Below are 20,389 nucleotides of genomic sequence, written 5' to 3' on the forward strand. Positions count from 1 at the left end.
TTTTTAGTAATTTGACGTTTTGATGTCGTCTTAATTTTGCGGCAGCGAATTAATGATGATGGTGATGGCCACCACTCTTGCCACCATAGGCACCGCCTTCTGGCTCAAAAGGTGCTATTTCTGAGGTGACTGTTGCACCGAGTCCCTCAACCATCTCATCCAATACATGGTCATGCTGATAGCGAACCCAGCCGAACTCGACTTGAAGGGGCACATGACGGTTACCTAGGTGATAGGCAACGCGCGTCAACAGATGCAGATCGCTGCAATAGACGGAAGATACTTGCTCTGGCGCGGCTTTCACTTCAATCACTAACCCACATTTACTTTTGAGCTGCTCTCCGCCTCGTAAGATGTGCCCCCTTGGTAAAAACAGTCCTGCATCGCGCCCATCATCAAGCATGACCTTAAGGCGGCTTTTAATGCGGCTATCGATTGGCAAACTTAAAAATGCGTGAGGCTGTGGCGCTAACTCTTTGGTTATTTCTATTAATTCAATCACTATGTTGTCCTCAAAAACTTTCTATACCTTCACTAAAACAAGAAGTAACGCTGAGCCATTGGCAGCACTTCTGCAGGTTCACACACCAGCAACTCTCCGTCCGCACGGACTTGATAAGTTTGAGAGTCCACCTCAATGTTGGGCTGCCAATCATTGAGCTTCATATCCGCTTTGCTGATAGTTCGACACTGCTTGGCGACACCAATCAAACTGCCCAGACCAAGCTGAGAAGCGATATCTGCGTCCGCGGCTGCTTGCGATACGAACAACATTGATGTGTTTTGCGATGCCTTGCCATAGCTGCCAAACATGGAGCGGTAATGCACAGGCTGTGGTGTGGGGATCGATGCATTGGGATCGCCCATTGGCGCCATCGCGATCATGCCACCTTTCAGCACAACACTCGGTTTTACGCCAAAGAAAGCGGGTTTCCAGAGCACTAAATCGGCCAACTTCCCGACTTCAATCGAGCCGACTTCATGTGCCATGCCATGAGTAATCGCTGGGTTGATGGTGTACTTGGCGACATAACGCTTGAGACGGAAATTATCGCTATAGCTAGAGTCCTGTTTGAGGCTACCGCGCTGCACTTTCATCTTGTGGGCGGTTTGCCAAGTGCGGGTAATTACCTCTCCAACACGCCCCATCGCTTGCGAGTCAGAGGCAATCATGGAAAACGCGCCTAGGTCATGAAGGATGTCTTCTGCGGCGATGGTTTCGCGTCTAATACGTGACTCAGCAAAAGCCACATCTTCTGCAATCGATGGTGATAAGTGGTGGCACACCATCAACATGTCGAGATGTTCATCGACTGTGTTAACCGTGTATGGCCTCGTTGGGTTCGTAGAGGATGGCAGCACATTCGATTCACCAGCCGCTTTGATAATATCTGGAGCATGACCCCCGCCTGCACCTTCGGTGTGGTAGGTGTGAATGACGCGGTCGCCAATAGCGCCCAGTGTCGATTCAACAAAACCAGATTCGTTGAGCGTATCGGTATGAATCGCGACCTGCACATCCATTTCATCAGCAACGGTTAAACAGGTATCAATGGAAGCCGGTGTCGTACCCCAATCTTCATGCAGTTTGAGACCCACCGCACCTGCCGCTATCTGTTCACGCAATGCCTCGGGTTGGCTGGCATTACCTTTACCGAGCAAACCAAAGTTCATGGGAAATTGATCCAAAGATTCAAGCATGCGGTGCATGTTCCAAGGACCCGGTGTACACGTTGTCGCATTGGTGCCCGTATTTGGTCCCGTGCCACCACCAATCATCGTTGTGACGCCAGATGCCAACGCTTCTTCAATTTGTTGCGGGCAAATAAAGTGAATGTGGGAGTCAATGCCACCAGCGGTCAGTATTGAACCTTCACCCGCTAACACTTCGGTACCGGGACCAACAATGATATCAACACCCGGTTGTATGTCCGGGTTTCCCGCTTTGCCTAGTGCTTGAATACGCCCATTTTTTACTGCGACGTCTGCTTTAATAATGCCCCAGTAATCAAGAATCAATGCGTTGGTAATAACAAGGTCTGGTGTTTCCGCGCTTGGACGCTGACTTTGTCCCATCCCGTCACGAATGACCTTACCACCACCAAATTTAACTTCGTCACCATAAACGGTCAGATCTTTCTCAACTTCTAACCAAAGTTCTGTATCGGCCAAGCGAACTCGATCCCCTACCGTGGGACCAAACATCTCGGCGTATGCCTGTCTGGATATCTTCGCCATTTTTCTTCCTTGTTGTTTTTAATTTGGCGTTTTGTTTGCAAAGCGACATTACCTACCGCAATGCTTGCCTAACGTCAGTACCGGATGTTAAAGCGTTCCCATAACCTTGCCTTGGAAGCCGTAGACTTCGCGTTTACCTGCAAACGCCACCAGTTCCACGGTGCGAGACTGTCCCGGTTCAAAACGTGTGGCGGTACCTGCTGGAATGTTCAAACGGAATCCGCGAGTGAGTTCTCGGTCAAAGTTCAAGGCGTTATTGACCTCGAAGAAGTGGTAATGCGATCCAATTTGCACTGGGCGATCACCGAGATTTTCTACCTTCACAGACACTGTTTCCCTACCAACATTGAGTTCAATATCGCCTTTGGCGGTTTCAACCTGCCCTGGTACAAAGCCTGTGTATTGTTTTGAAGAACCTGCCATGTCACCTCCTAATTCTGTTAAACGCGTTTTTAAACATCAGTTTCTTAAACAATAGGTTCATGGACAGTCACCAATTTGGTGCCGTCGGGAAAGGTGGCTTCAACTTGAACATCGGGGATCATAGAGGGCACGCCGTCCATGACATCTTCGGTGGTAAGCAATGTGCGGCCAAAATCCATGAGTTCCGAAACGGTCTTGCCTTCTCTAGCACCCTCTAAAATGGCGCTAGAGATCAAAGCAACGGATTCTGGGTAATTCAGTTTTAAGCCTTTGTCTTTACGCTGCTTGGCGAGCATGCCAGCGCAAAAGATCAGAAGTTTGTCCTTCTCTCTTGGGGTCAATTCCATTGATAAGCCTTATTGTCAATTCTATTTGTTAGTTCAGGTTGCCCAAATCCTAGGTGGGTAAGGACATTCGCCGGTCCAATGCTCTCTCGCCGCCTGCCAAACTTGTTGGAAGCAATCTAAGATCACTTCGCTCCAGTTACCTAACGCACGAATTACAAGCAAATTTTCTAACTGGCTCGCAGCGATAACCACTGCACCTTTTTTGTTGTCTTGCTGCATGTTAATGAGCAAGCTCTGTACCAACTGGCAAAAATCATCGTCATCAATTGAAATATACAAGGTTCCCATCATTTGGTAGCCAAGTAGTCCTTTATTTTTCAGAAGGTTATCTTGCCCTCTAACATTCAACCCTTCTGTCAAAAGTCGCTTTCCATCAAGGTAAATCTCTGTTTTCCCTACCAAATGCCCAGAGCTAAATCCCTCATTTAGTGCAGGACGACCAAAACAGTGCATCTCCCAGCCCAAAAATTGTGCACCGGTTTCTAAATGCACCTCGGTATCCATACGTACATGAGCATCCGGGAAAAAGATGTTTTCTTGAGGCAGCCATTCAAGCCGAGAGTCCTTCTCAACCTTAAGGATCTGACGCTGTTTGGCGTACTTGGTCTCTGAGCGATAGAACTTGGTGGCACCGGGCGTCGTAATAAGCACCTGCGCTCCACGCTCTGCTATCGCCTTGATCTGTAATGTATCACCGCCAACCACGCCACCCGGTGGATGGAGTAGATAGGTATGACATGGACTCCCCTCGGGATAGAGCGGCCGCTGAATGGCGAGCGGCCCTTTTTGTGAACGGTGCTTAAGCACTGTTTTGTCACCTCGGTTAACAAAACCAAGATCGAGTGTCGCTTTCCAGCCAAACTCGGTTTGTGCATCAATAACCTGTCCAAGGCCTAGATGCGGCTCAACATGTGTTTGTGCAGCTGCCGTCATACCGTCAAATACTCCTTAATTAATCCATCATTCAGTGCCGACATTTCCCCTTCAGCGACTTGGCGACCTCGGTCGAGAATGCAGAATTGATCGCCCACTTTTCTCGCAAAGGGAAGTTTCTGCTCCACCAATAACACCGTCAGACCCAGCTTCTCATTGAGCATTCGAATGATGTCACCTATTTCCTGAACAATGTTTGGCTGAATGCCTTCGGTTGGCTCATCGAGAATCAACAGTTTCGGGTTCACCACCAGCGCACGGCCAATCGCCAATTGCTGCTGCTGACCACCCGATAAATCACCGCCACGGCGATGAAGCATCTCTTTTAGTACAGGGAACAGGTCGAAAATAAACTCTGGGATCTTACGGTCGCCCTTATCACGAATCGGAAGACCCACTTCTAGATTCTCCTGCACCGTTAGCATTGGGAAAATCTGCCTGCCTTGAGGCACATAGCCGATGCCCATTCGTGGGCGTGACTCAGCATCGTGCTTCAACAAGGACTCACCATGGAGCTGAATCTCGCCACTCTTGACTTTTACCAACCCCATAATGCACTGAAGTAGTGTGGTTTTACCGACACCATTACGTCCCATAAGCACGGTACATTTACCTTCAGGAATCGACATATCAAGATCCCACAAGGTGTGGCTTTCACCATAAAACTGATTAAGTGATTGAATCTGTAACATGCTATTCCCCTAGATAAACCTGTTTAACTTCCGGATGAGACTGAACCTGATCCATGGTTCCCTCAGCCAGTACATGACCTTGGTGTAGCACCGTCACATGGCTTGCGATAGAACGAACAAAGTCCATGTCGTGCTCAACCACCACCACTGAATGTTTACCGGCGAGCGAGTTAAGCAGCTCTGAAGTTCTGTCCATTTCTTGGTGCGTCATCCCTGCCACCGGCTCATCGACCAGTAATAGCTTGGGGTTTTGCATCAGTAGCATGCCGATCTCAAGCCACTGCTTTTGTCCGTGAGAAAGGTTCCCTGCATTTAGAGTGGCGTTGTCTTTTAAGTGGATAAGCTCAAGTACCGATTCCAACTTGTCTTGCTGCTCACCAGACAGAGAAGCGGTGTAAGTTCCCCACACACCACGAACGCCCGACATGGCAAGCTCTAAGTTCTGCCAAACCGTCAGACATTCAATCACAGTCGGTTTTTGAAACTTGCGGCCAACCCCTGCGTTGGCAATGTCAGATTCATTCATCTTAAGCAAGTTGATGTTTGAACCGAGCCAAACCTCGCCCGTGTCGGGTTTGGTTTTTCCGGTAATGATGTCCATCATAGTGGTTTTGCCTGCGCCATTAGGCCCAATGATGCAGCGCAGTTCCCCTTCCTTGATATAGAGGTTTAAGTCATTAATCGCTTTAAAGCCATCAAAGCTCTTGTTCACACCTTCTACATACAAAAGAATATTGTGGCGAGTGTCGACAAGCGGGTGTTGCTCAGGCTTTAAAAATGAGAACACTTCATCGCGTTTGGTGATCTCTTGTACCGAGGTTTTGAACTGCTGGGCTCTGTGTAACGTCGTCATACTGTTACCTCCTTGTCAGACTCCTGAGCGGGCGTAGATCGCTTCTTCATTAAAGCTATTTTGTCTGAAATAAAACCAATCAAACCTTTCGGGAAGTACATGGTCGACAAAACGAACAGCCCCCCGAGGGCAAAGAGCCACACTTCAGGAAACTCAACTGTAAACCAGCTCTTGGCGTAGTTGATAACCAGCGCACCGACAATGGCTCCAAACAAAGTGGCTCGACCACCAAGCGCCACCCACACGACTATTTCAATAGAGTTGAGTGGAGCAAATTCACCTGGGTTGATGATGCCAACTTGAGGAACATAAAGCGCACCCGCGATACCAGCGATGACCGCTGATAGGACGAATATCCATAGCTTGATGCCATCGACGTCATACCCCATGAAGCGCGTTCTCGACTCCGTATCGCGGATTGCCATAGAAACGCGCCCAAGGCGACTACCGATCACTGTTCGGCAAACAATGTAGCTGACAACGAGTGCAATCCCCGTTACCACGAACAGAGCAATTTTGGTGGAATCCTGCTGCAGACTAAACCCTAGGATATCTTTGAAATCGGTCAGGCCATTATTGCCGCCAAAACCCATTTCATTGCGGAAAAACGCCAACATCAAAGCATAGGTCAGAGCCTGAGTCATAATGGAGAGATAAACCCCAGAAACGCGAGAACGAAACGCCAGATAACCGAACACGTACGCCAATGCCCCGGGCACAAGCACAACCATCAGGCAAGCAAACCAAAACTGGTCAAAACCGTGCCAAAACCAAGGAAGTTCTTGCCAATTTAGGAACACCATAAAGTCAGGCAATATCGGGTTGCCATACACTCCCCTATCGCCAATCTGGCGCATCAAGTACATCCCCATGGCATAACCACCAAGCGCAAAGAAGGCGCCATGCCCTAAACTGAGGATCCCGAGATAACCCCAAACCAAATCGACCGCCAAAGCCAGCATGGCATAGCTCAGATACTTGCCCATCAGTGAAATAGTAAACGTCTCAACGTGAAGCGGATGACCCGATGGCAATAGTGTGTTCGCTAGCGGAATAAAAATAACGGCGGCTAAGATAGCTAAGATTGTCAGCTGTCCACCTTTATCACCACGCATTGCCGCGAGTACAAACGACTTAGACGCAGAGCCTGTCGGCTGTCCAGAAGATTGAATTGTTGATTGCATATGTTTTCCTTAACCTTCTGCCGCACGACCACGTTGTGGGAAGAGTCCACGAGGGCGTTTTTGAATGAACAAGATGATGAATACCAATACCAAGATCTTGGCAAGAACGGCACCTGCCCATGGTTCAAGGATCTTGTTAAATAGGCCAAGGCTCAGTCCCGCAACTAAGGTTCCCCATAGATTTCCAACACCACCAAACACCACCACCATGAAGGAGTCTATGATGTAGGCTTGTCCCATGTTAGGCCCTACGTTGGTAAGCTGAGATAACGCCACACCGGCGACACCCGCAACACCCGAGCCCAGTCCAAACGTCATGGCATCGACTCGCTCTGAGCGAATACCCATCGCTCGTGCCATTGCTCTGTTTTGAGACACTGCGCGAACCTGAAGGCCGAGCGGTGTTTTCTTTAACACCATCACCAAGCCCACAAACACCATGATGCAGAACAGAATGATGTATAAGCGGTTATAAGTCAGAGACAACATTGGGTTGATATTCAAAGCACCAGACATCCAGTCTGGCGTGCTCACAGAACGGTTAAGAGGAGAGAAAATAGAACGAACCGCTTGCTGCAAGATCAAGCTGATACCAAATGTTGCCAGTAAGGTTTCTAAAGGTCGGCCATAGAGGTGACGGATAACACTGCGCTCTATCGCAATACCGACCAAACCAGAGACAACAAACGCCATCGGAATTGAAAGGATAAGCGCCATACCGATACTGTTTGGCATAAGCTGCTGCATCACATACGTGGTGTACGCGCCAATCATAATAAGCTCGCCATGAGCCATGTTGATAACGCCCATCACACCAAAGGTAATGGCAAGACCGATGCCTGCCAGTACTAATACTGAACCTAGACTCAAACCAAAAAAGACGGTTTCGACACCTGAGTAGAACTTCTGACTCTGCTGATAGCTATCAAGCGCACGCTCGGCCGCAGCAACGACAAGCTCGTCTTTTTCTTTGTCGATAACCTGGTTCAAGGTCTGCAAGACAACCGATTGTTTGTAACCAGATAGGGTTTCTATCGCAGTGATTTTGTCTGTGTTCGTGTCCCCTGTTAGCGATTGGTCAATCGCCAGTGCCAAGTTAAGAATGTTGAGCACATCAGCATCGTGCTCAATCTCCTTTCTTTGCTTCAGCTTCGCCATAACGGCGTCATCCGTTTTGCCTAAAAAGGCGGTTACCGCACTTAACCGAATCGAAGGTTCGGAGTTCGACAAACCAAGCGATGCGATTTCTAGGCGAATCATGCCGCGTAATTTGTTGTTTACTCGAACTTTCTTAAACTGACGAGAGGATTCGATGGCCAACGTCGTATCATCCCAAGCGCTTTTTGCAGTGGGAGACTTTTTGATGTTGTCTGAAATGTACAAAGCCTGAAACTGCTCACTCTTTTTGTCTTTGACATAATAGAGGTCACCTTCAAGCCAAGCGGTTAATACCGATTTTGCGACTGCTGAAGATTCATTCTCAACAATCCAAGTCATTGCTGACTCTTTTAGAGGGTTGTTTTTTCCGATGAGTGCTTGGGCAAACGTCTCCCTGTCACTTACGCTAGCCAACGCGAAGTGCGTACTCAAAACAAAGAACACCACGACTTTCAATATGTGAATTATGGTTCTCATGAAATGCGTCCTTTTGGCTGCCAGAGCCTGACGTGAACTCCAGCGAAATAAAAAGGTACCTCAGCCCTTTAAGGAAGGAACGGGAGAGGTACCGAATATCGAGGATTTATTGCGCGCTACCTGAACACTTGCCTGTCTCTACGTTGAATGCGCCACATGAGAATGGCTTCGCCCAGCTAGAGTAAAGCTTCGCTGATTCGGGTAGGTAGTTAGACCATGCGTCACCTGCTACTAGACCAGTGGTTTCCCAAACAACGTCAAACTGACCGTCATCTTGGATTTCACCGATTAGAACCGGTTTTGTGATGTGGTGGTTTGGTAGCATGGTTGAGTAGCCACCTGATAGGTTTGGTACCGACACGCCGATCAATGCGTCCTGTACTTTTTCAGCATCTGTCGTACCTGCGTTCGTCACCGCTTGTGTCCACATATTGAAGCCAATGTAGTGTGCTTCCATCGGATCGTTGGTGACACGTTTTTCGCTTGCAATGAACTTCTGCCACGTTTCAACGAACTCTTCATTCGCATCAGTATCCACGCTCATGAAATAGTTCCATGCCGCTAAGTGACCCACCAACGCGGAAGTATCCATACCTGATAGTTCTTCTTCACCAACCGAGAATGCCACAACAGGGATGTCTTCAGATGAGACGCCTTGTGCTCCTAGCTCTTTGTAAAATGGTACGTTTGCGTCACCGTTGATGGTTGATACAACGGCAGTTTTCTTGCCTTCAGAACCAAATTTCTTGATGTCAGAAACAATCGACTGCCAGTCAGAATGACCAAACGGCGTGTAGCTAATCATGATGTCTGATTCGCTCACCCCTTTCGATTTCAGGTAAGACTCTAAGATCTTGTTGGTCGTGCGCGGATAAACGTAATCCGTACCAGCTAACACCCAACGTTCTACTTCCAATTCATCCGTTAGGTAGTCAACCGCAGGAACTGCTTGTTGGTTTGGCGCAGCGCCGGTGTAAAACACATTCTTCGATGACTCTTCACCCTCATACTGCACTGGGTAGAAAAGAATACTGTTTAACTCTTCAAACACAGGAAGCATCGATTTGCGAGATACGGACGTCCAACCACCGAATACCACATCAACCTTCTCCTTCTCAATCAGCTCACGTGCTTTCTCGGCAAATAGAGGCCAGTTTGACGCAGGGTCTACCACAACAGCTTCAAGCTTTTTGCCCAATAGGCCGCCTTTCTTATTTTGCTCTTCCACCAACATCAAAATGGTGTCTTTCAGTGTCGTCTCACTGATTGCCATCGTACCTGACAGTGAGTGTAGAACGCCGACTTTGATCGTTTCTTCTTCAGCCACAGCCATGCCTGATGCAAAAGCCAGTGACGCACCCATCGCTGCAAGCTTTAATTTGAACGTCATGTTCATGTTGGATATCTCCTTGTTATGAATAGTTATTCAAATCTATTACTTCAAGAAGAGTGCCAATTTGGACAACATTGTTAATAGCGACATAACGTTATGAAAATATTCTAGTTTTATTTTTTGTGCACAATTTGGATACGGTTAGTTCAATTTGGTGCGCTGCATATTGGTGCAATTACAGTTTAAATTTCACCAGATTAGAGAAATCACTCGCATAAGCACCAATTTAATGCAATCGAGTTAATAACTTGGCACTCTTATGAGCGCAAGACACCGGAAGTTATGCGAGGTAACTCTCACTATATAAAGAGTAATTCGTTGCATATTGTGATCAAAATCAGTAGCTTGAAAATTAAGCAACCAGGGAGAACGCTATGGAGCCACCGTCGTATCGCTACTTTGTTAAAAATGTCCTACTACTAGGGATTCCAATTGCACTGCAAAGCTTGTTGATGAGCAGTTTAGGTTTTGTCGACAGTTTAATGATCAGTCAATTAGGTACAGAGGAAGTCGCGGCGGCGGGCATTGGCGCTAGAATATTTTGGGTTTCTATTGTCTTGGTTTGGGGACTGGGCTCCGGTATGGGAATCTTGTTAGCCCAATACTGGGGGGCTAACGATGAACAAGGCCTGAAGCGCTATCTTGCGCTGGGGACAGGCGTCACTCAAGGTCTCGCGTTTTTCTGTTTCGCGATGTGCGTTTTCACTCCAACATTACTACCGAGCTTATTTAACCCAAGTGAGACCGTATTGGCACTCGCCAGTGACTACGTGCAATTGCTTGGTATTGCCGTGTGTCTATCTGGGTTTGGTATCGCTGCCGACACTGCGCTGCGCTCAATAGGACAGACCCGCACAAACCTATACGTGTCGATATTAGAAGTCGCCCTCAATGTGGCTTTGAATTACATTCTGATCTTCGGCCACTTAGGTTTGCCCGCTATGGGACTCATTGGAGCAGGGATCGGCAGCGTTATCGCACGTTCAATACGTCTAATCGTGGTCCTGGTTATCATTTATCGCTACTTTCCTGTGTTGGCACTGCGCTGGCAAAACGTGGTTGAGGCCTGTGAGCGCAACATGGTGAGTAAATTTGTCACCATCACATATCCAATCATGGTCGGTACAGTGATTTGGTGCGCAGGGATCTTCACATTCAACATTATTCTTGGTCGTATGGGACAAACCGAACTCGCAACGTTGGCGGTAATCACGCCACTTGAATCCGTTGGTCTTGCCTTAGGTCTCGGCTTATCTAATGCCACCGGCATCATTATTGGCAACAGCTTGGGCGCGAATCAATTTAAGCACAGTACACAATATGCCAGATGGGCGCTTCAATCAGCCTTTATTGTGGGAGCGTTACTTGGGGGCATTTTATTAGTCGCGCAAAGTGCCCTTTTATCTCTCTATGGCGCGTTATCTGATGACGTCACTGAGCTCATGATTATGAGCTTCCCTGTTATGGCGCTAAGCATCATGTTACGAACCATCAACATCACTTTAATCGTTGGTGTACTGAGAAGTGGTGGGGACAGTAAATTTTGTATGAACATGGACTTTGTTTGCCAATGGATGTGGGCAGTTCCTGTAACTGCTATGGGTGCTATCGTGTTTGAATTGCCTTTTACTACTGTACTGCTTTTGATGACATCGGAAGAAATTATTAAGGTGCTGCCAGCGGCATGGCGAGTCTACAGTGATAAATGGGTGAACAATTTAACAGAAAACACAGAGCGCTCGGCAGCCTAACCGAGCGCCGTTTTAAGTCGAAGCTGCTAGCCAATTTCAAATGACGTCACACCGTAAGTTCTCTCTAAGGAAAGTGCCGGTGGTTGTTTGGTGTACATTCGTGCGGTTTCGAAACAAGGCGTCATATTATGCGAGCTTGCCAGGGTAACGGCAGGCTCGTTCACTTCTGGCACATCTAAAAAGACAGGTTTCCCAGCCTCTACACTAGAGACCAACGCTGCATACAGCTCATTGGCAATATGTTCACTATCTGCAAACAGTGGTGCGATTTTATAGCCCGTATGACAATCTCTGATCACCCCAGCACCAAGCACCTTACCCTCTTTCACATAGACCAGAGACGTACACTGCATTTGACTAAACCAAGCATGGTTAAATTCCCTTCTAGCCACTGGGAAGAAACCATTTAGATAATCTTCAACCTGATAAAAGTCGACACTGGTTGCTTTGACTATCGCGTTACTATCAAAAGTAAGCTGGGCACTGCGCCCCTCATAACGAATATTTCGATGAGACAACACAAATCCGGATCGCTTGTAGTTTTCTTGTTGATCCACAACACCATCCAAAGCGACATTGCAGCCCTCTAAATAAGCCATTCCTTGATTCCATATTTGGATGCCGTAGCCCTGTCCACGATACTTAGGTTTGACGATGTAAAAACCCAAAAAACCAAAGGTCGCGTCATACTTTACAACCGAGATGCAACCAATGGGCTCCCCATCAAGTTCCCCAACCCAAAAACCGTTGGGATCCGCAGAGTGATAGTGCTGTGCATCGTTTAATCCAGGGTTCCATCCCTCTTGCGCTGCCCACTCAACCGCGACGGAAACTTCATCTAACGTCATGGTTCTAATACGAAATCCTTTCATAAACTTTCCCTACATATTCTTCAACACCGTTTGCTAGTAAACTAGTGGCCTAAAAACCGATAAACAAGATTAGATTTGGGCTTGCACTGTTCTCATGCTAGTTTTTGTGAGTCACTACCAAAAAGAAGCAACAACATGAATCCTTTTCCCAATTGGCTTCAAGGCCAAGTCATAAAAGATACAATCACTAACCCTAATATTCAGGTCGGCGATCACTCCTACTATTCAGGTTTTTATCACGGAAAAAACTTCGAAGAGTGTGCCGTGCGCTATCTGCTTGGCGATCCACCGACTCGAGAAGTATGGGAAAGCGGTCTCTATCCAAATATCGATAAGCTCTACATTGGTAAGTTTTGCTCTATCGCATCAGGGGCGACCTTTATGATGGCTGGCAACCAAGGGCACCGAATAGACTGGATCTCGACGTTTCCTTTTTCGAGTGAGACCTTTGGCGACAAAGTTCAAGATGGCTTTCTGCCCTCCGGAGACACTGTTATCGGCAACGATGTCTGGATTGGTTCTGAAGCGATGATAATGCCCGGGGTAACAATTGGCGACGGAGCGATTATTGGTGCACGTTCGGTGATCACCAAAGACGTCGCGCCTTACACTGTGGTGGTCGGTCATAATACCGTCATTAAAAAGCGCTTTACCGATCAAGAAATCCATAAGCTTTCACAAATGAAATGGTGGGATTGGCCTCTAGCATCGTTGAAAGTGGCTATGGATATCATGTGCAGTCCTGATATCAATGCCCTGTTTGAGTTTTACCAAAGTAGCGATGCGCTCACAGGTGGCAAGTTAAGTAATTCACCCCACAAATAGTTACAGAGCAACCCATTTAGCCCCCATCAAATCACGACTCGTTCATGACAAAGTACTAACCCACAAACACCCACGAAACGGAACAATGGCTCAAAGTTTTCAATTGAGCCATTTATGACTTACAAATCTTTGTTTTCCACACTCGTTATCTGCACCGTGCTTGGAACCAGCCCTGCCTTTGCAGACCCTTGGCACAAGTTTATCGACAAACCTTGGAAAGAACATAAACACAAACATAAAAAGAAAGAAGTGCATGTCGTTCATCACTATCCAAAACACCGCCTACCTAAAGATGCCATTTTATTGGCCATCGCAGGCGTAACATACGCGCTCATCGATGGACATTATTACGAGCAGAGAAAAGAGAAATATGTGTTTGTCGAAAAGCCGCCAAAGCGTCGCTATCGACCGGGTAAAGTGATTAGACAGCTTCCCGAAGGGGCAACGGCAGTCAATAAACGTGGCCAACAGTACTTTGTATCGAGAGGGAATTGGTTCTTGTCCATCGGAAATGGCAAATATGTGGTGGTAGAACCGTAGAAAAGTTAGAAGCGGTTTAGGCGATACTCACATGTGCTGCTTTAGCGAGTATCGCTCCTTTCAAATCCTTGAAAAGCTGGTTACATCACCCAAGTTAGGCTTAGTAACAAAATCACAGCTGAAGTAGCAAGGTACATTGCAACGATAGTTGCAATTTCAGCCGCAGTAGACGTAGACGACTTAGATGCGCTCTCTACTTTGTTTGATTTTTCAGTGTCCAATGTTGATAGAAGTGCTGAGTTCATTGTTCTCACCCTTGTGTAATAACATTTCAAAAGACAGCACGAATTCTACTCATTTTGTGAGCAAGGTCAAATATTTTCAGTAAGTTAGTTACGAAATTTTATATTGGTTTCGGATTAGTTTTATTTATCCAAATGCAGTGTCTAAGAATAGGCTTGCTCAGCAGCTTTTATAAATCCTTGCTGCGCATTTGCCATAATAGGGTTGCCATGTGCAGGCAATAGCACGCTGTAATCAAGTCTTGCTTTCTCCATCAACTCATCTTTTTCGGGTTTCGCAAGATCTAGCCAACCTGGACCAAAATTGCTCGGCGCAATAAAACCCATTCGCTTCATCATGATTTTGGCAAACCAGTTAAAGTACTTATCAGGCTTAGGCCAGTTCTGCATGCTGTCTCCCGCCAGCAATATGCCGCCTTCTCGCTCCAGCAATATCAAGCCTTCTTTAGGATGACTGGTTGCAAACTCATGATAAGAAGCACCTTTAATCGGAAGTTCACTGCCAGGCTTTAATATCCGATCTGCTCGGTAATATTCTTCCTTAGAAGACTTAGCGAAGCCACGTACATACGGAGCCTCTACAGACCAAAGCGTGGCTTTAAACGTCTCTTTGTAAAAGGGGTCATCAAAACCATGGAATGCAGCTAGACGCACCACATGAGTGACATCACCAAGTTCATCTAGTTGTGCGATACCTTTTTCGTTCAATCGCACAGAGTTCACCAAAATCAGCTCACCACCCTGCTTAATCACCATCATATTGCGACTAAACGTCATTTTGAACGGACCATATTTAGGATGAGGCGCTTTCATCTCCACCGAGCCTGTCACCATATAGATGTCATTGATGATGTGATGCAGTTCGCCATGAGGCAGTGGTTCTGGGTAGATCATAGCCGCTCCTATGCATGAAGGTTGCTGATTTTGATGGTTTCTATTTACATCATGCTTGAGTCTAGACGGACTATGTAGTTGTAGCCATTATCAGAGGGAAATCGCCTATACTTTAAAGACAACAAGCGCATCAAATCCTTGAATAGGAGGATGGTATGAAACGTTTGTGGCTTCTACTTATCACACTAACCCTGTTTGCTGGTCAGGCGCTAGCAAACACCGTTTGGATTTTACCTGTCAACGGGGCGATTGGACCGGCAAACAGTGACTATCTATCACGTGAAATAGAACTGGCTCATACGCAGGGTGTAAGTCTTATTATCCTGAAAATGGACACCCCAGGCGGTTTGGACAGTGCCATGCGAGATATTGTCCACGCCATTACTGCTTCCAATATCCCTATCGCGACTTGGGTTGGACCTGCTGGGTCACGTGCAGCCAGTGCTGGCACGTATATTTTGCTCGCCAGCCATATTGCTGCGATGGCCGAAGGCACCAACCTTGGCGCCGCCACTCCCGTTGCTTTGGGAGGGAGTAAGTCACCAACATCTCCGGCAGGAGAAGGTGATGATAAAGAACCTGTCAACGACGATAACAACTCACAGCAAGTTCCCGCTAAAACCGCATCAGAGAAAAAGGTCATTAATGATGCGAAAGCCTATATTAAAGGTCTTGCTAGGCTCCATGGTCGAAATGCTGAGTGGGCTCAAAAAGCGGTAACCGAAGCTGCCAGTCTCGATGCCACTGACGCGTTAGAACTCAATGTCATTGATTACTTGGTCAATTCCCCTGAAGAGTTGATCAACGCCATCAATGGGAAAACCATCACTGTCGCCAACCAAAATGTGACACCGTCAATTGAAGTTCCCATTTTTGTTGAACGCATACCTGATTGGCGCGCAGAGATGCTGGCCGTTATCACTAATCCCAACGTCGCCTATATCTTAATGCTGATTGGTATCTATGGTCTTCTTCTTGAGTTCTATAACCCTGGTATTGGACTTCCTGGCGTGCTTGGTGGTATTTGCTTGTTGCTTGCCATGTACGCACTGCAAATGATGCCTGTGAATTACGCAGGACTTGCTCTTTTGTTGCTTGGAATCGCACTCATGGTGGCGGAAGCATTTAGCCCAAGCTTCGGCATCCTAGGGCTTGGTGGGCTCGTTGCCTTCGTGCTGGGCTCGATTTTTCTTATGGATAGTGAGCTGCCCAATTTTCAGGTAGCGCTTCCACTCATCATCGGTATAGGCATATTTTCATTGGCGCTCATTCTCCTGGTCGTGGGTTTGTTGCTTCGCATTCGTCGCAAGCACATCACCACGGGTACAGAAACTTTTCCAGGTAAGGTCGCAGTCGTCAGCGATGACTTTGTCGATGGGCATGGGCGAGTTCAATTAAATGGTGCACTTTGGAGCGCAACAACCGATGACAGCGCCAATCCTTTGCGCGGAGACAAAGTCACAATCGTCGATATTCAAGGACTAAAGCTTAAAATCACATCCCATCACCGCCCACACAATTAGGAGGCGCGTATGTTAAGTTACACATTTGGAGTCATTGCCGTTTTATTGATTGCACTGGCGACACAAATTTTCAAAGTACTGCGCGAATATGAGCGTGGCGTAGTGTTCTTTCTTGGTCGATTTCAAGAGGTAAAAGGGCCTGGCCTGATTATCTTGATTCCCTTTATTCAGCAAATGGTGCGTGTCGATTTAAGAACGGTGGTTCTTGATGTGCCGACGCAAGACTTAATTACCCGCGACAATGTATCAGTGCGCGTCAATGCCGTAGTCTATTTCCGCGTCGTTGATCCGCAAATGGCGATCAACAACATCGAAAGTTACAGCGATGCCACTAGCCAACTATCACAAACGACCCTACGCTCTGTGCTAGGTCAACATGAACTGGATGAACTGTTGTCAGAAAGAGAACGTCTTAACAAAGATCTGCAAGCCATACTCGATCAGCAAACCGATGACTGGGGCATAAAAATCGCGACTGTTGAAGTGAAACATGTCGACCTAAACGAAAGCATGGTCAGAGCCTTAGCAAGGCAAGCAGAAGCCGAACGTAACCGCCGAGCGAAAATCATTCATGCAACTGGTGAGCTCGAGGCATCGAATAAATTGAAAGAGGCTGCTGAGATCCTAAATCAAGCTCCGAACGCACTGCAACTTAGGTACATGCAAACACTCACCGAAATAACCAATGACAAGACCTCCACTATTGTATTTCCACTACCAATCAACTTAGCGGAAGCGGTATCAGACATCGCTCAAGCAATCCAAAAAGACAAGCCTGGCGATAGCTGAGCTCAGTACACCGCATAAAAAAATCCCCCCCTTGGAGAAGTCCAAGGGGGGGATTTTCAATGCTCTAAATAGTGTTCGAAACGTTTTTACGCTTCTGTGGCTTCTGGCATCTCTGCTTTATCTAGCAAAATGTTCTTCACCGGGTTGGCATAGCTATCCAGCAAATATTGGTGTGCGCCCTCTGGCAACACATCAAACTTCTCTTTTAGCGTTGTGCGCGTTGCTTCAGTAATGGTGTCATCTTCCAAACCAGCAGCCAACTTGTTAATTGGGAACAAAGTGTAGTTTGCATGGATTTGGCGGTCGATCTCTTGCGCCAATGCGTCTGGCGTTTCAAAGTCTTGCTCAATCACATCACCAAACACCACGTTTACGCGGTCTTTGCGGCCAACAATGCCTTGCACGATGCTTTCGATATCTTCAAACTCACCTTTTTGATAGTTGCCATGCGTCGCTTTTTCATAAAGTTCTTTTGCTTTAGCAATATCACAAGGGTCGTTTTCGTAAGAGACCGACACTGGGACAATTTTTAACGAACGAATGTACTCTGCGAATGCCACTTTTTGCTTGCGACCTTCAACATGGAACATCTTAAGAATCGCAGGGTCAGTGAAATCGTTGCCATCTTTTGCACGACCTTCTTTCTGAGCAATCCAGATTGAGTTTCCAGTATCCAGTGAGTGCTTAATGTACGAAGACAACGTGCCCAAAGCTCTCATCATCTCACGTGGGCCTTTAAGCGAGCGCTTAACGATAAAGCTCTTGTTGAGGCGCATAAGCTCAGTCGCACAGGGCTTTTTAAGTAAGTTATCACCAATAGCAATACGCACGGTTCTGTGGTTGTTTTGGTGTAGGCCGTAGTTAACAAGCGCCGGATCCATCGCGATATCACGGTGATTCGACACAAATAGGTAAGAGGTATTTTTATCTAGCTTATCAAGACCTTGATAAGTCACACCTTGTGTTGTTGCGTTTAGTGTTTGCTCTAGATACTTTTTCACTTCTAGCTGGATCGCTTCTACGCTATCAAGCTTAGCCCACTTGAATTTTAGGTACACTTTAACCAATGGGCTCATCAGCGCTTTAAACCAAGGCGCATGATTAGAAAAACGGTGCTGCAAAATAGCATCAATAAATTCAGCGTCGTTGATCAGTCGATCAATCGCGGCTGGGATTTCGTCATCATTGTAAGGACGAATGTCAATATACGGATCTGTCTGTGTTGTCATGTTTGTTACATCAAATTAAAAGCTGCCATATTCTACGCCCTGTGACTAAAGACCGCAGCCCTATTACGTCTATTTTTGTTAAGGTCAGACCACAGTTTTAGCATCTTGTTCACTAACAACCCCATAAAAGTGTGATCTTTAGTTGGCATTCCCCCCTTCAGGGGGTAACCTACGCGCAGATCCACAGCTTAAGACCACCATGAATCACGCAATCGACTTTCAATCAAACAGTTACGACTTTGTCACCATCACCGCACGTAAAAAAACGCTGCATAACCAGCTAATTCGTGTCGAGGAAGGTCAAGTGATAGTCAGACTGGGTAAAAACGAATATCTATACCAAGCAGGCGAACTCTTTTGGCTGCCGTTTGACTGCCTAACAAGCTTGACAATACTACCGCATACCAAGCTTAGTACGGTGAAGTTTTCAATTCGTTTGCGCGATAAGTTTCCGGGAAAAGCCGGCCATATCAAAACCACACCACTAACGAGTGCGATTCTAGATAGACTCACCACCGCATCAAGTGACGTGATTAAAAACGATCTGCTGCAAGTCCTACGCCATGAAGTTGCTGCGATGTCACCTGCACTCACTCTAGACAGCACCAGTGAAAACATCTCGCGCTGGACACCGGGTTCAAATACCGTATCTGGTGAATTGGCATTAGTGCTTCTTGTTCGTGAAGCTCGCAAGCTTAAACTGTCTGGTAAAAAACCAGAGGCGATTTGTGAGCAGTTGTTCGCTGGTAATCAAGCACAGTTCCAGCAGCTTACCCAAAACCTGCTGGGTACTGAACTTTAAGTGACACCCTTTCGGGTAAATGTTCTCCCCACATGCAACAAAGCGAGCCAAGGCTCGCTTTGTTATTATTCTGCTTAGCTCTATTTAATGAGTGAAAGTGACCCAAACGCTCTAAAATGGCACTTCAACTTGCATCATCATGTCGCCTTGGTAATCCTGGTGCCAACGATAATCAAGACGCAATCTAGGCTCTTTGCCTTTTTCGCCAAATCCAACACCAAAGTGCAGTCCCTGCGCCATTAACCACTCTTGCATCGACATTTCATCTTTATGACGAGCAATTTCATCGGGTGCCCAGAGACCAATACCAACAAAGCTATTGTCGATGTTTCCGGTTAACACAGGTTCAGATTCTTGAGTTAACAACCATTGATCCCAGTAGGAGTCTTGCAAAGAGTTGGTTGGGGTTTCAGGTTCAATAAGACCACCAAGTGTCACAACTTGGTTGCCGATGTAGCTAAACGGCTTGGTGATTAGCGAGCAAAAAGACTCTTCCTCCGTCGCTTTAATAACGACAGACTTACTCGAATTACTCTCACAAAATGCATACGCAAGAGGGCTACTGACGGCCACTGCTAAAGCAATACAAATCCATGTTGCTTTCATTTTTTATAAATTATCCATTTTAGTTATATGGTCAATATAGCTTATGGGCGACCAAATGTTTAGCGACACTTACTGTTGTTAAGTGATCTACATTCAAACCTTGGGACAAACTGTAACGGATAGTAGTAGAGCGAACTTTCACTTTCTCGGGACAGGCTAGTAATGACCAACGTTCAACGATTTGCTGAGCGTTATAAAATTTTTCGAAGCTAAATAGGTTGTCAGGCCCCAGCACAAAAGTCAGCTCGGCATCTGGGTAACGCTGTTCAAGGGCTTCTAGCACTGCAAATGTGGTCACTGAGCTATTGGGTTGGTATAGATGCTCTTCGATATCTGAGCGCTCGACATTACTCTGGGCTAGATCGTCTATAAACATATCAACCAGTTGGCAGCGAATGCTGTAATCCAACATACTTTTGCCCCAAGCGTGAGAGATACTCGGCACTAGCAGTACCTTGTCAAAATGGCTCAGTGATTGAATCACGCTCTTATGGCCAAGGCTCGGTGGGTTAAAGGCGCTGCCAAATATCGCTATTTTTGTCATATGTATCTCAATAAATCGTATCTATGCATAGATTGGCCACCACTGTAACTTTTTTTCAGCGATGTTCGTAGGTA

Annotated in this window: 22 protein-coding genes; 6 read left to right on the plus strand and 16 right to left on the minus strand. The window is 46.7% G+C overall.

The window, feature by feature from the left end:
- Nucleotides 1-49 precede the first annotated feature (49 nt).
- From ureE to urtA, 10 genes are all read right to left on the minus strand, one after another.
- The gene (gene ureE / locus L4C42_RS11260; protein ID WP_353499603.1) at nucleotides 50-502 is read right to left on the minus strand and encodes an urease accessory protein UreE; all 453 of its coding nucleotides are present in this window, start codon (nucleotides 500-502) and stop codon (nucleotides 50-52) included.
- 32 nt (nucleotides 503-534) lie between these two features.
- On the minus strand, nucleotides 535-2,238 hold the full coding sequence (gene ureC / locus L4C42_RS11265) for an urease subunit alpha (protein WP_418642864.1): 1,704 nt from the start codon (nucleotides 2,236-2,238) through the stop codon (nucleotides 535-537).
- An 87-nt stretch (nucleotides 2,239-2,325) separates the two neighbouring features.
- A complete protein-coding gene (locus L4C42_RS11270; protein WP_353499605.1) occupies nucleotides 2,326-2,661 on the minus strand; it encodes an urease subunit beta in 336 nt (111 codons plus the stop codon).
- A 44-nt stretch (nucleotides 2,662-2,705) separates the two neighbouring features.
- Entirely contained in the window at nucleotides 2,706-3,008 is a 303-nt protein-coding gene (gene ureA / locus L4C42_RS11275) for an urease subunit gamma (RefSeq protein WP_353499606.1), read from the minus strand.
- 33 nt (nucleotides 3,009-3,041) lie between these two features.
- Nucleotides 3,042-3,941: an urease accessory protein UreD gene (locus L4C42_RS11280; RefSeq protein ID WP_353499607.1), complete on the minus strand. Its 900-nt coding sequence runs from the start codon at nucleotides 3,939-3,941 to the stop codon at nucleotides 3,042-3,044.
- Nucleotides 3,938-4,633, minus strand: a complete 696-nt coding sequence (gene urtE, locus L4C42_RS11285) for an urea ABC transporter ATP-binding subunit UrtE (protein ID WP_353499608.1) — start codon at nucleotides 4,631-4,633, stop codon at nucleotides 3,938-3,940. The genes L4C42_RS11280 and urtE overlap by 4 nt, the downstream gene beginning before the upstream one ends.
- Nucleotide 4,634: 1 nt before the next feature.
- The gene (urtD, locus tag L4C42_RS11290) at nucleotides 4,635-5,486 is read right to left on the minus strand and encodes an urea ABC transporter ATP-binding protein UrtD (protein ID WP_353499609.1); all 852 of its coding nucleotides are present in this window, start codon (nucleotides 5,484-5,486) and stop codon (nucleotides 4,635-4,637) included.
- Nucleotides 5,483-6,670, minus strand: a complete 1,188-nt coding sequence (gene urtC, locus L4C42_RS11295) for an urea ABC transporter permease subunit UrtC (protein ID WP_418642863.1) — start codon at nucleotides 6,668-6,670, stop codon at nucleotides 5,483-5,485. Before urtC ends, urtD begins: the two co-directional genes overlap by 4 nt.
- Before the next feature lie 9 nt (nucleotides 6,671-6,679).
- Nucleotides 6,680-8,305 (minus strand): urea ABC transporter permease subunit UrtB, encoded by a 1,626-nt coding sequence (urtB, locus tag L4C42_RS11300; RefSeq protein WP_353499611.1) that lies wholly within the window; start codon nucleotides 8,303-8,305, stop codon nucleotides 6,680-6,682.
- A 106-nt stretch (nucleotides 8,306-8,411) separates the two neighbouring features.
- Nucleotides 8,412-9,701: an urea ABC transporter substrate-binding protein gene (urtA, locus tag L4C42_RS11305; protein ID WP_429760534.1), complete on the minus strand. Its 1,290-nt coding sequence runs from the start codon at nucleotides 9,699-9,701 to the stop codon at nucleotides 8,412-8,414.
- Nucleotides 9,702-10,072: 371 nt separating this feature from the next.
- Here urtA and L4C42_RS11310 point away from each other — a divergent pair, with 371 nt between their 5' ends.
- The gene (locus L4C42_RS11310; RefSeq protein ID WP_429760536.1) at nucleotides 10,073-11,449 is read left to right on the plus strand and encodes an MATE family efflux transporter; all 1,377 of its coding nucleotides are present in this window, start codon (nucleotides 10,073-10,075) and stop codon (nucleotides 11,447-11,449) included.
- Nucleotides 11,450-11,475: 26 nt separating this feature from the next.
- On the opposite strand, the gene L4C42_RS11315 is transcribed toward L4C42_RS11310, so the two are convergent.
- On the minus strand, nucleotides 11,476-12,321 hold the full coding sequence (locus L4C42_RS11315) for a GNAT family N-acetyltransferase (protein ID WP_429760538.1): 846 nt from the start codon (nucleotides 12,319-12,321) through the stop codon (nucleotides 11,476-11,478).
- Nucleotides 12,322-12,456: 135 nt separating this feature from the next.
- Between L4C42_RS11315 and L4C42_RS11320 the strand changes: the two genes are divergently transcribed.
- The gene (locus L4C42_RS11320; protein ID WP_429760540.1) at nucleotides 12,457-13,146 is read left to right on the plus strand and encodes a CatB-related O-acetyltransferase; all 690 of its coding nucleotides are present in this window, start codon (nucleotides 12,457-12,459) and stop codon (nucleotides 13,144-13,146) included.
- Nucleotides 13,147-13,260: 114 nt separating this feature from the next.
- Nucleotides 13,261-13,686 carry a DUF6515 family protein gene (locus L4C42_RS11325; protein ID WP_429760542.1) on the plus strand — a complete coding sequence of 142 codons (426 nt, stop codon included), beginning with the start codon at nucleotides 13,261-13,263 and terminating at the stop codon, nucleotides 13,684-13,686.
- Nucleotides 13,687-13,766: 80 nt separating this feature from the next.
- On the opposite strand, the gene L4C42_RS11330 is transcribed toward L4C42_RS11325, so the two are convergent.
- Both L4C42_RS11330 and L4C42_RS11335 read right to left on the minus strand, forming a co-directional pair.
- The gene (locus L4C42_RS11330; protein ID WP_429760544.1) at nucleotides 13,767-13,931 is read right to left on the minus strand and encodes a hypothetical protein; all 165 of its coding nucleotides are present in this window, start codon (nucleotides 13,929-13,931) and stop codon (nucleotides 13,767-13,769) included.
- A 141-nt stretch (nucleotides 13,932-14,072) separates the two neighbouring features.
- Complete coding sequence (locus L4C42_RS11335) at nucleotides 14,073-14,822, minus strand: hypothetical protein (protein ID WP_429760546.1); 750 nt, start codon at nucleotides 14,820-14,822, stop codon at nucleotides 14,073-14,075.
- A 155-nt stretch (nucleotides 14,823-14,977) separates the two neighbouring features.
- On the opposite strand from L4C42_RS11335, the gene L4C42_RS11340 reads away from it, so the two are divergent.
- A complete protein-coding gene (locus L4C42_RS11340; protein WP_429760548.1) occupies nucleotides 14,978-16,345 on the plus strand; it encodes an NfeD family protein in 1,368 nt (455 codons plus the stop codon).
- Nucleotides 16,346-16,354: 9 nt separating this feature from the next.
- Nucleotides 16,355-17,134, plus strand: a complete 780-nt coding sequence (locus L4C42_RS11345; protein ID WP_429760550.1) for a slipin family protein — start codon at nucleotides 16,355-16,357, stop codon at nucleotides 17,132-17,134.
- An 86-nt stretch (nucleotides 17,135-17,220) separates the two neighbouring features.
- On the opposite strand, the gene L4C42_RS11350 is transcribed toward L4C42_RS11345, so the two are convergent.
- Complete coding sequence (locus L4C42_RS11350; RefSeq protein ID WP_429760552.1) at nucleotides 17,221-18,363, minus strand: 1-acyl-sn-glycerol-3-phosphate acyltransferase; 1,143 nt, start codon at nucleotides 18,361-18,363, stop codon at nucleotides 17,221-17,223.
- Between the two features lie 199 nt (nucleotides 18,364-18,562).
- Here L4C42_RS11350 and L4C42_RS11355 point away from each other — a divergent pair, with 199 nt between their 5' ends.
- A complete protein-coding gene (locus tag L4C42_RS11355; RefSeq protein ID WP_429760554.1) occupies nucleotides 18,563-19,165 on the plus strand; it encodes an AraC family transcriptional regulator in 603 nt (200 codons plus the stop codon).
- Nucleotides 19,166-19,276: 111 nt separating this feature from the next.
- On the opposite strand, the gene L4C42_RS11360 is transcribed toward L4C42_RS11355, so the two are convergent.
- Nucleotides 19,277-19,771 (minus strand): hypothetical protein, encoded by a 495-nt coding sequence (locus tag L4C42_RS11360; protein ID WP_429760556.1) that lies wholly within the window; start codon nucleotides 19,769-19,771, stop codon nucleotides 19,277-19,279.
- Nucleotides 19,772-19,802: 31 nt separating this feature from the next.
- Complete coding sequence (locus L4C42_RS11365) at nucleotides 19,803-20,315, minus strand: nicotinate-nicotinamide nucleotide adenylyltransferase (RefSeq protein WP_112479281.1); 513 nt, start codon at nucleotides 20,313-20,315, stop codon at nucleotides 19,803-19,805.
- Nucleotides 20,316-20,389 lie beyond the last annotated feature (74 nt).

It is taken from the genome of Vibrio wakamikoensis, from assembly GCF_050337275.1.
GTDB classification, from domain to species: Bacteria; Pseudomonadota; Gammaproteobacteria; order Enterobacterales; family Vibrionaceae; genus Vibrio; species Vibrio chaetopteri.

What these genes read in the sequence shown, in the direction of transcription:
- L4C42_RS11345 (WP_429760550.1), top strand. Translation starts at nt 16,355, where the DNA reads ATGTTAAGTTACACATTTGGAGTCATTGCCGTTTTATTGATTGCACTG.
- L4C42_RS11330 (WP_429760544.1), bottom strand. Translation starts at nt 13,931, where the DNA reads ATGAACTCAGCACTTCTATCAACATTGGACACTGAAAAATCAAACAAA.
- urtE (WP_353499608.1), bottom strand. Translation starts at nt 4,633, where the DNA reads ATGTTACAGATTCAATCACTTAATCAGTTTTATGGTGAAAGCCACACC.
- L4C42_RS11270 (WP_353499605.1), bottom strand. Translation starts at nt 2,661, where the DNA reads ATGGCAGGTTCTTCAAAACAATACACAGGCTTTGTACCAGGGCAGGTT.
- L4C42_RS11340 (WP_429760548.1), top strand. Translation starts at nt 14,978, where the DNA reads ATGAAACGTTTGTGGCTTCTACTTATCACACTAACCCTGTTTGCTGGT.
- L4C42_RS11360 (WP_429760556.1), bottom strand. Translation starts at nt 19,771, where the DNA reads ATGAAAGCAACATGGATTTGTATTGCTTTAGCAGTGGCCGTCAGTAGC.
- ureC (WP_418642864.1), bottom strand. Translation starts at nt 2,238, where the DNA reads ATGGCGAAGATATCCAGACAGGCATACGCCGAGATGTTTGGTCCCACG.
- urtC (WP_418642863.1), bottom strand. Translation starts at nt 6,670, where the DNA reads ATGCAATCAACAATTCAATCTTCTGGACAGCCGACAGGCTCTGCGTCT.
- ureA (WP_353499606.1), bottom strand. Translation starts at nt 3,008, where the DNA reads ATGGAATTGACCCCAAGAGAGAAGGACAAACTTCTGATCTTTTGCGCT.
- urtB (WP_353499611.1), bottom strand. Translation starts at nt 8,305, where the DNA reads ATGAGAACCATAATTCACATATTGAAAGTCGTGGTGTTCTTTGTTTTG.
- L4C42_RS11315 (WP_429760538.1), bottom strand. Translation starts at nt 12,321, where the DNA reads ATGAAAGGATTTCGTATTAGAACCATGACGTTAGATGAAGTTTCCGTC.
- L4C42_RS11280 (WP_353499607.1), bottom strand. Translation starts at nt 3,941, where the DNA reads ATGACGGCAGCTGCACAAACACATGTTGAGCCGCATCTAGGCCTTGGA.
- L4C42_RS11310 (WP_429760536.1), top strand. Translation starts at nt 10,073, where the DNA reads ATGGAGCCACCGTCGTATCGCTACTTTGTTAAAAATGTCCTACTACTA.
- L4C42_RS11325 (WP_429760542.1), top strand. Translation starts at nt 13,261, where the DNA reads ATGACTTACAAATCTTTGTTTTCCACACTCGTTATCTGCACCGTGCTT.
- L4C42_RS11350 (WP_429760552.1), bottom strand. Translation starts at nt 18,363, where the DNA reads ATGACAACACAGACAGATCCGTATATTGACATTCGTCCTTACAATGAT.
- L4C42_RS11355 (WP_429760554.1), top strand. Translation starts at nt 18,563, where the DNA reads ATGAATCACGCAATCGACTTTCAATCAAACAGTTACGACTTTGTCACC.
- urtA (WP_429760534.1), bottom strand. Translation starts at nt 9,701, where the DNA reads ATGAACATGACGTTCAAATTAAAGCTTGCAGCGATGGGTGCGTCACTG.
- L4C42_RS11320 (WP_429760540.1), top strand. Translation starts at nt 12,457, where the DNA reads ATGAATCCTTTTCCCAATTGGCTTCAAGGCCAAGTCATAAAAGATACA.
- L4C42_RS11365 (WP_112479281.1), bottom strand. Translation starts at nt 20,315, where the DNA reads ATGACAAAAATAGCGATATTTGGCAGCGCCTTTAACCCACCGAGCCTT.
- L4C42_RS11335 (WP_429760546.1), bottom strand. Translation starts at nt 14,822, where the DNA reads ATGATCTACCCAGAACCACTGCCTCATGGCGAACTGCATCACATCATC.
- urtD (WP_353499609.1), bottom strand. Translation starts at nt 5,486, where the DNA reads ATGACGACGTTACACAGAGCCCAGCAGTTCAAAACCTCGGTACAAGAG.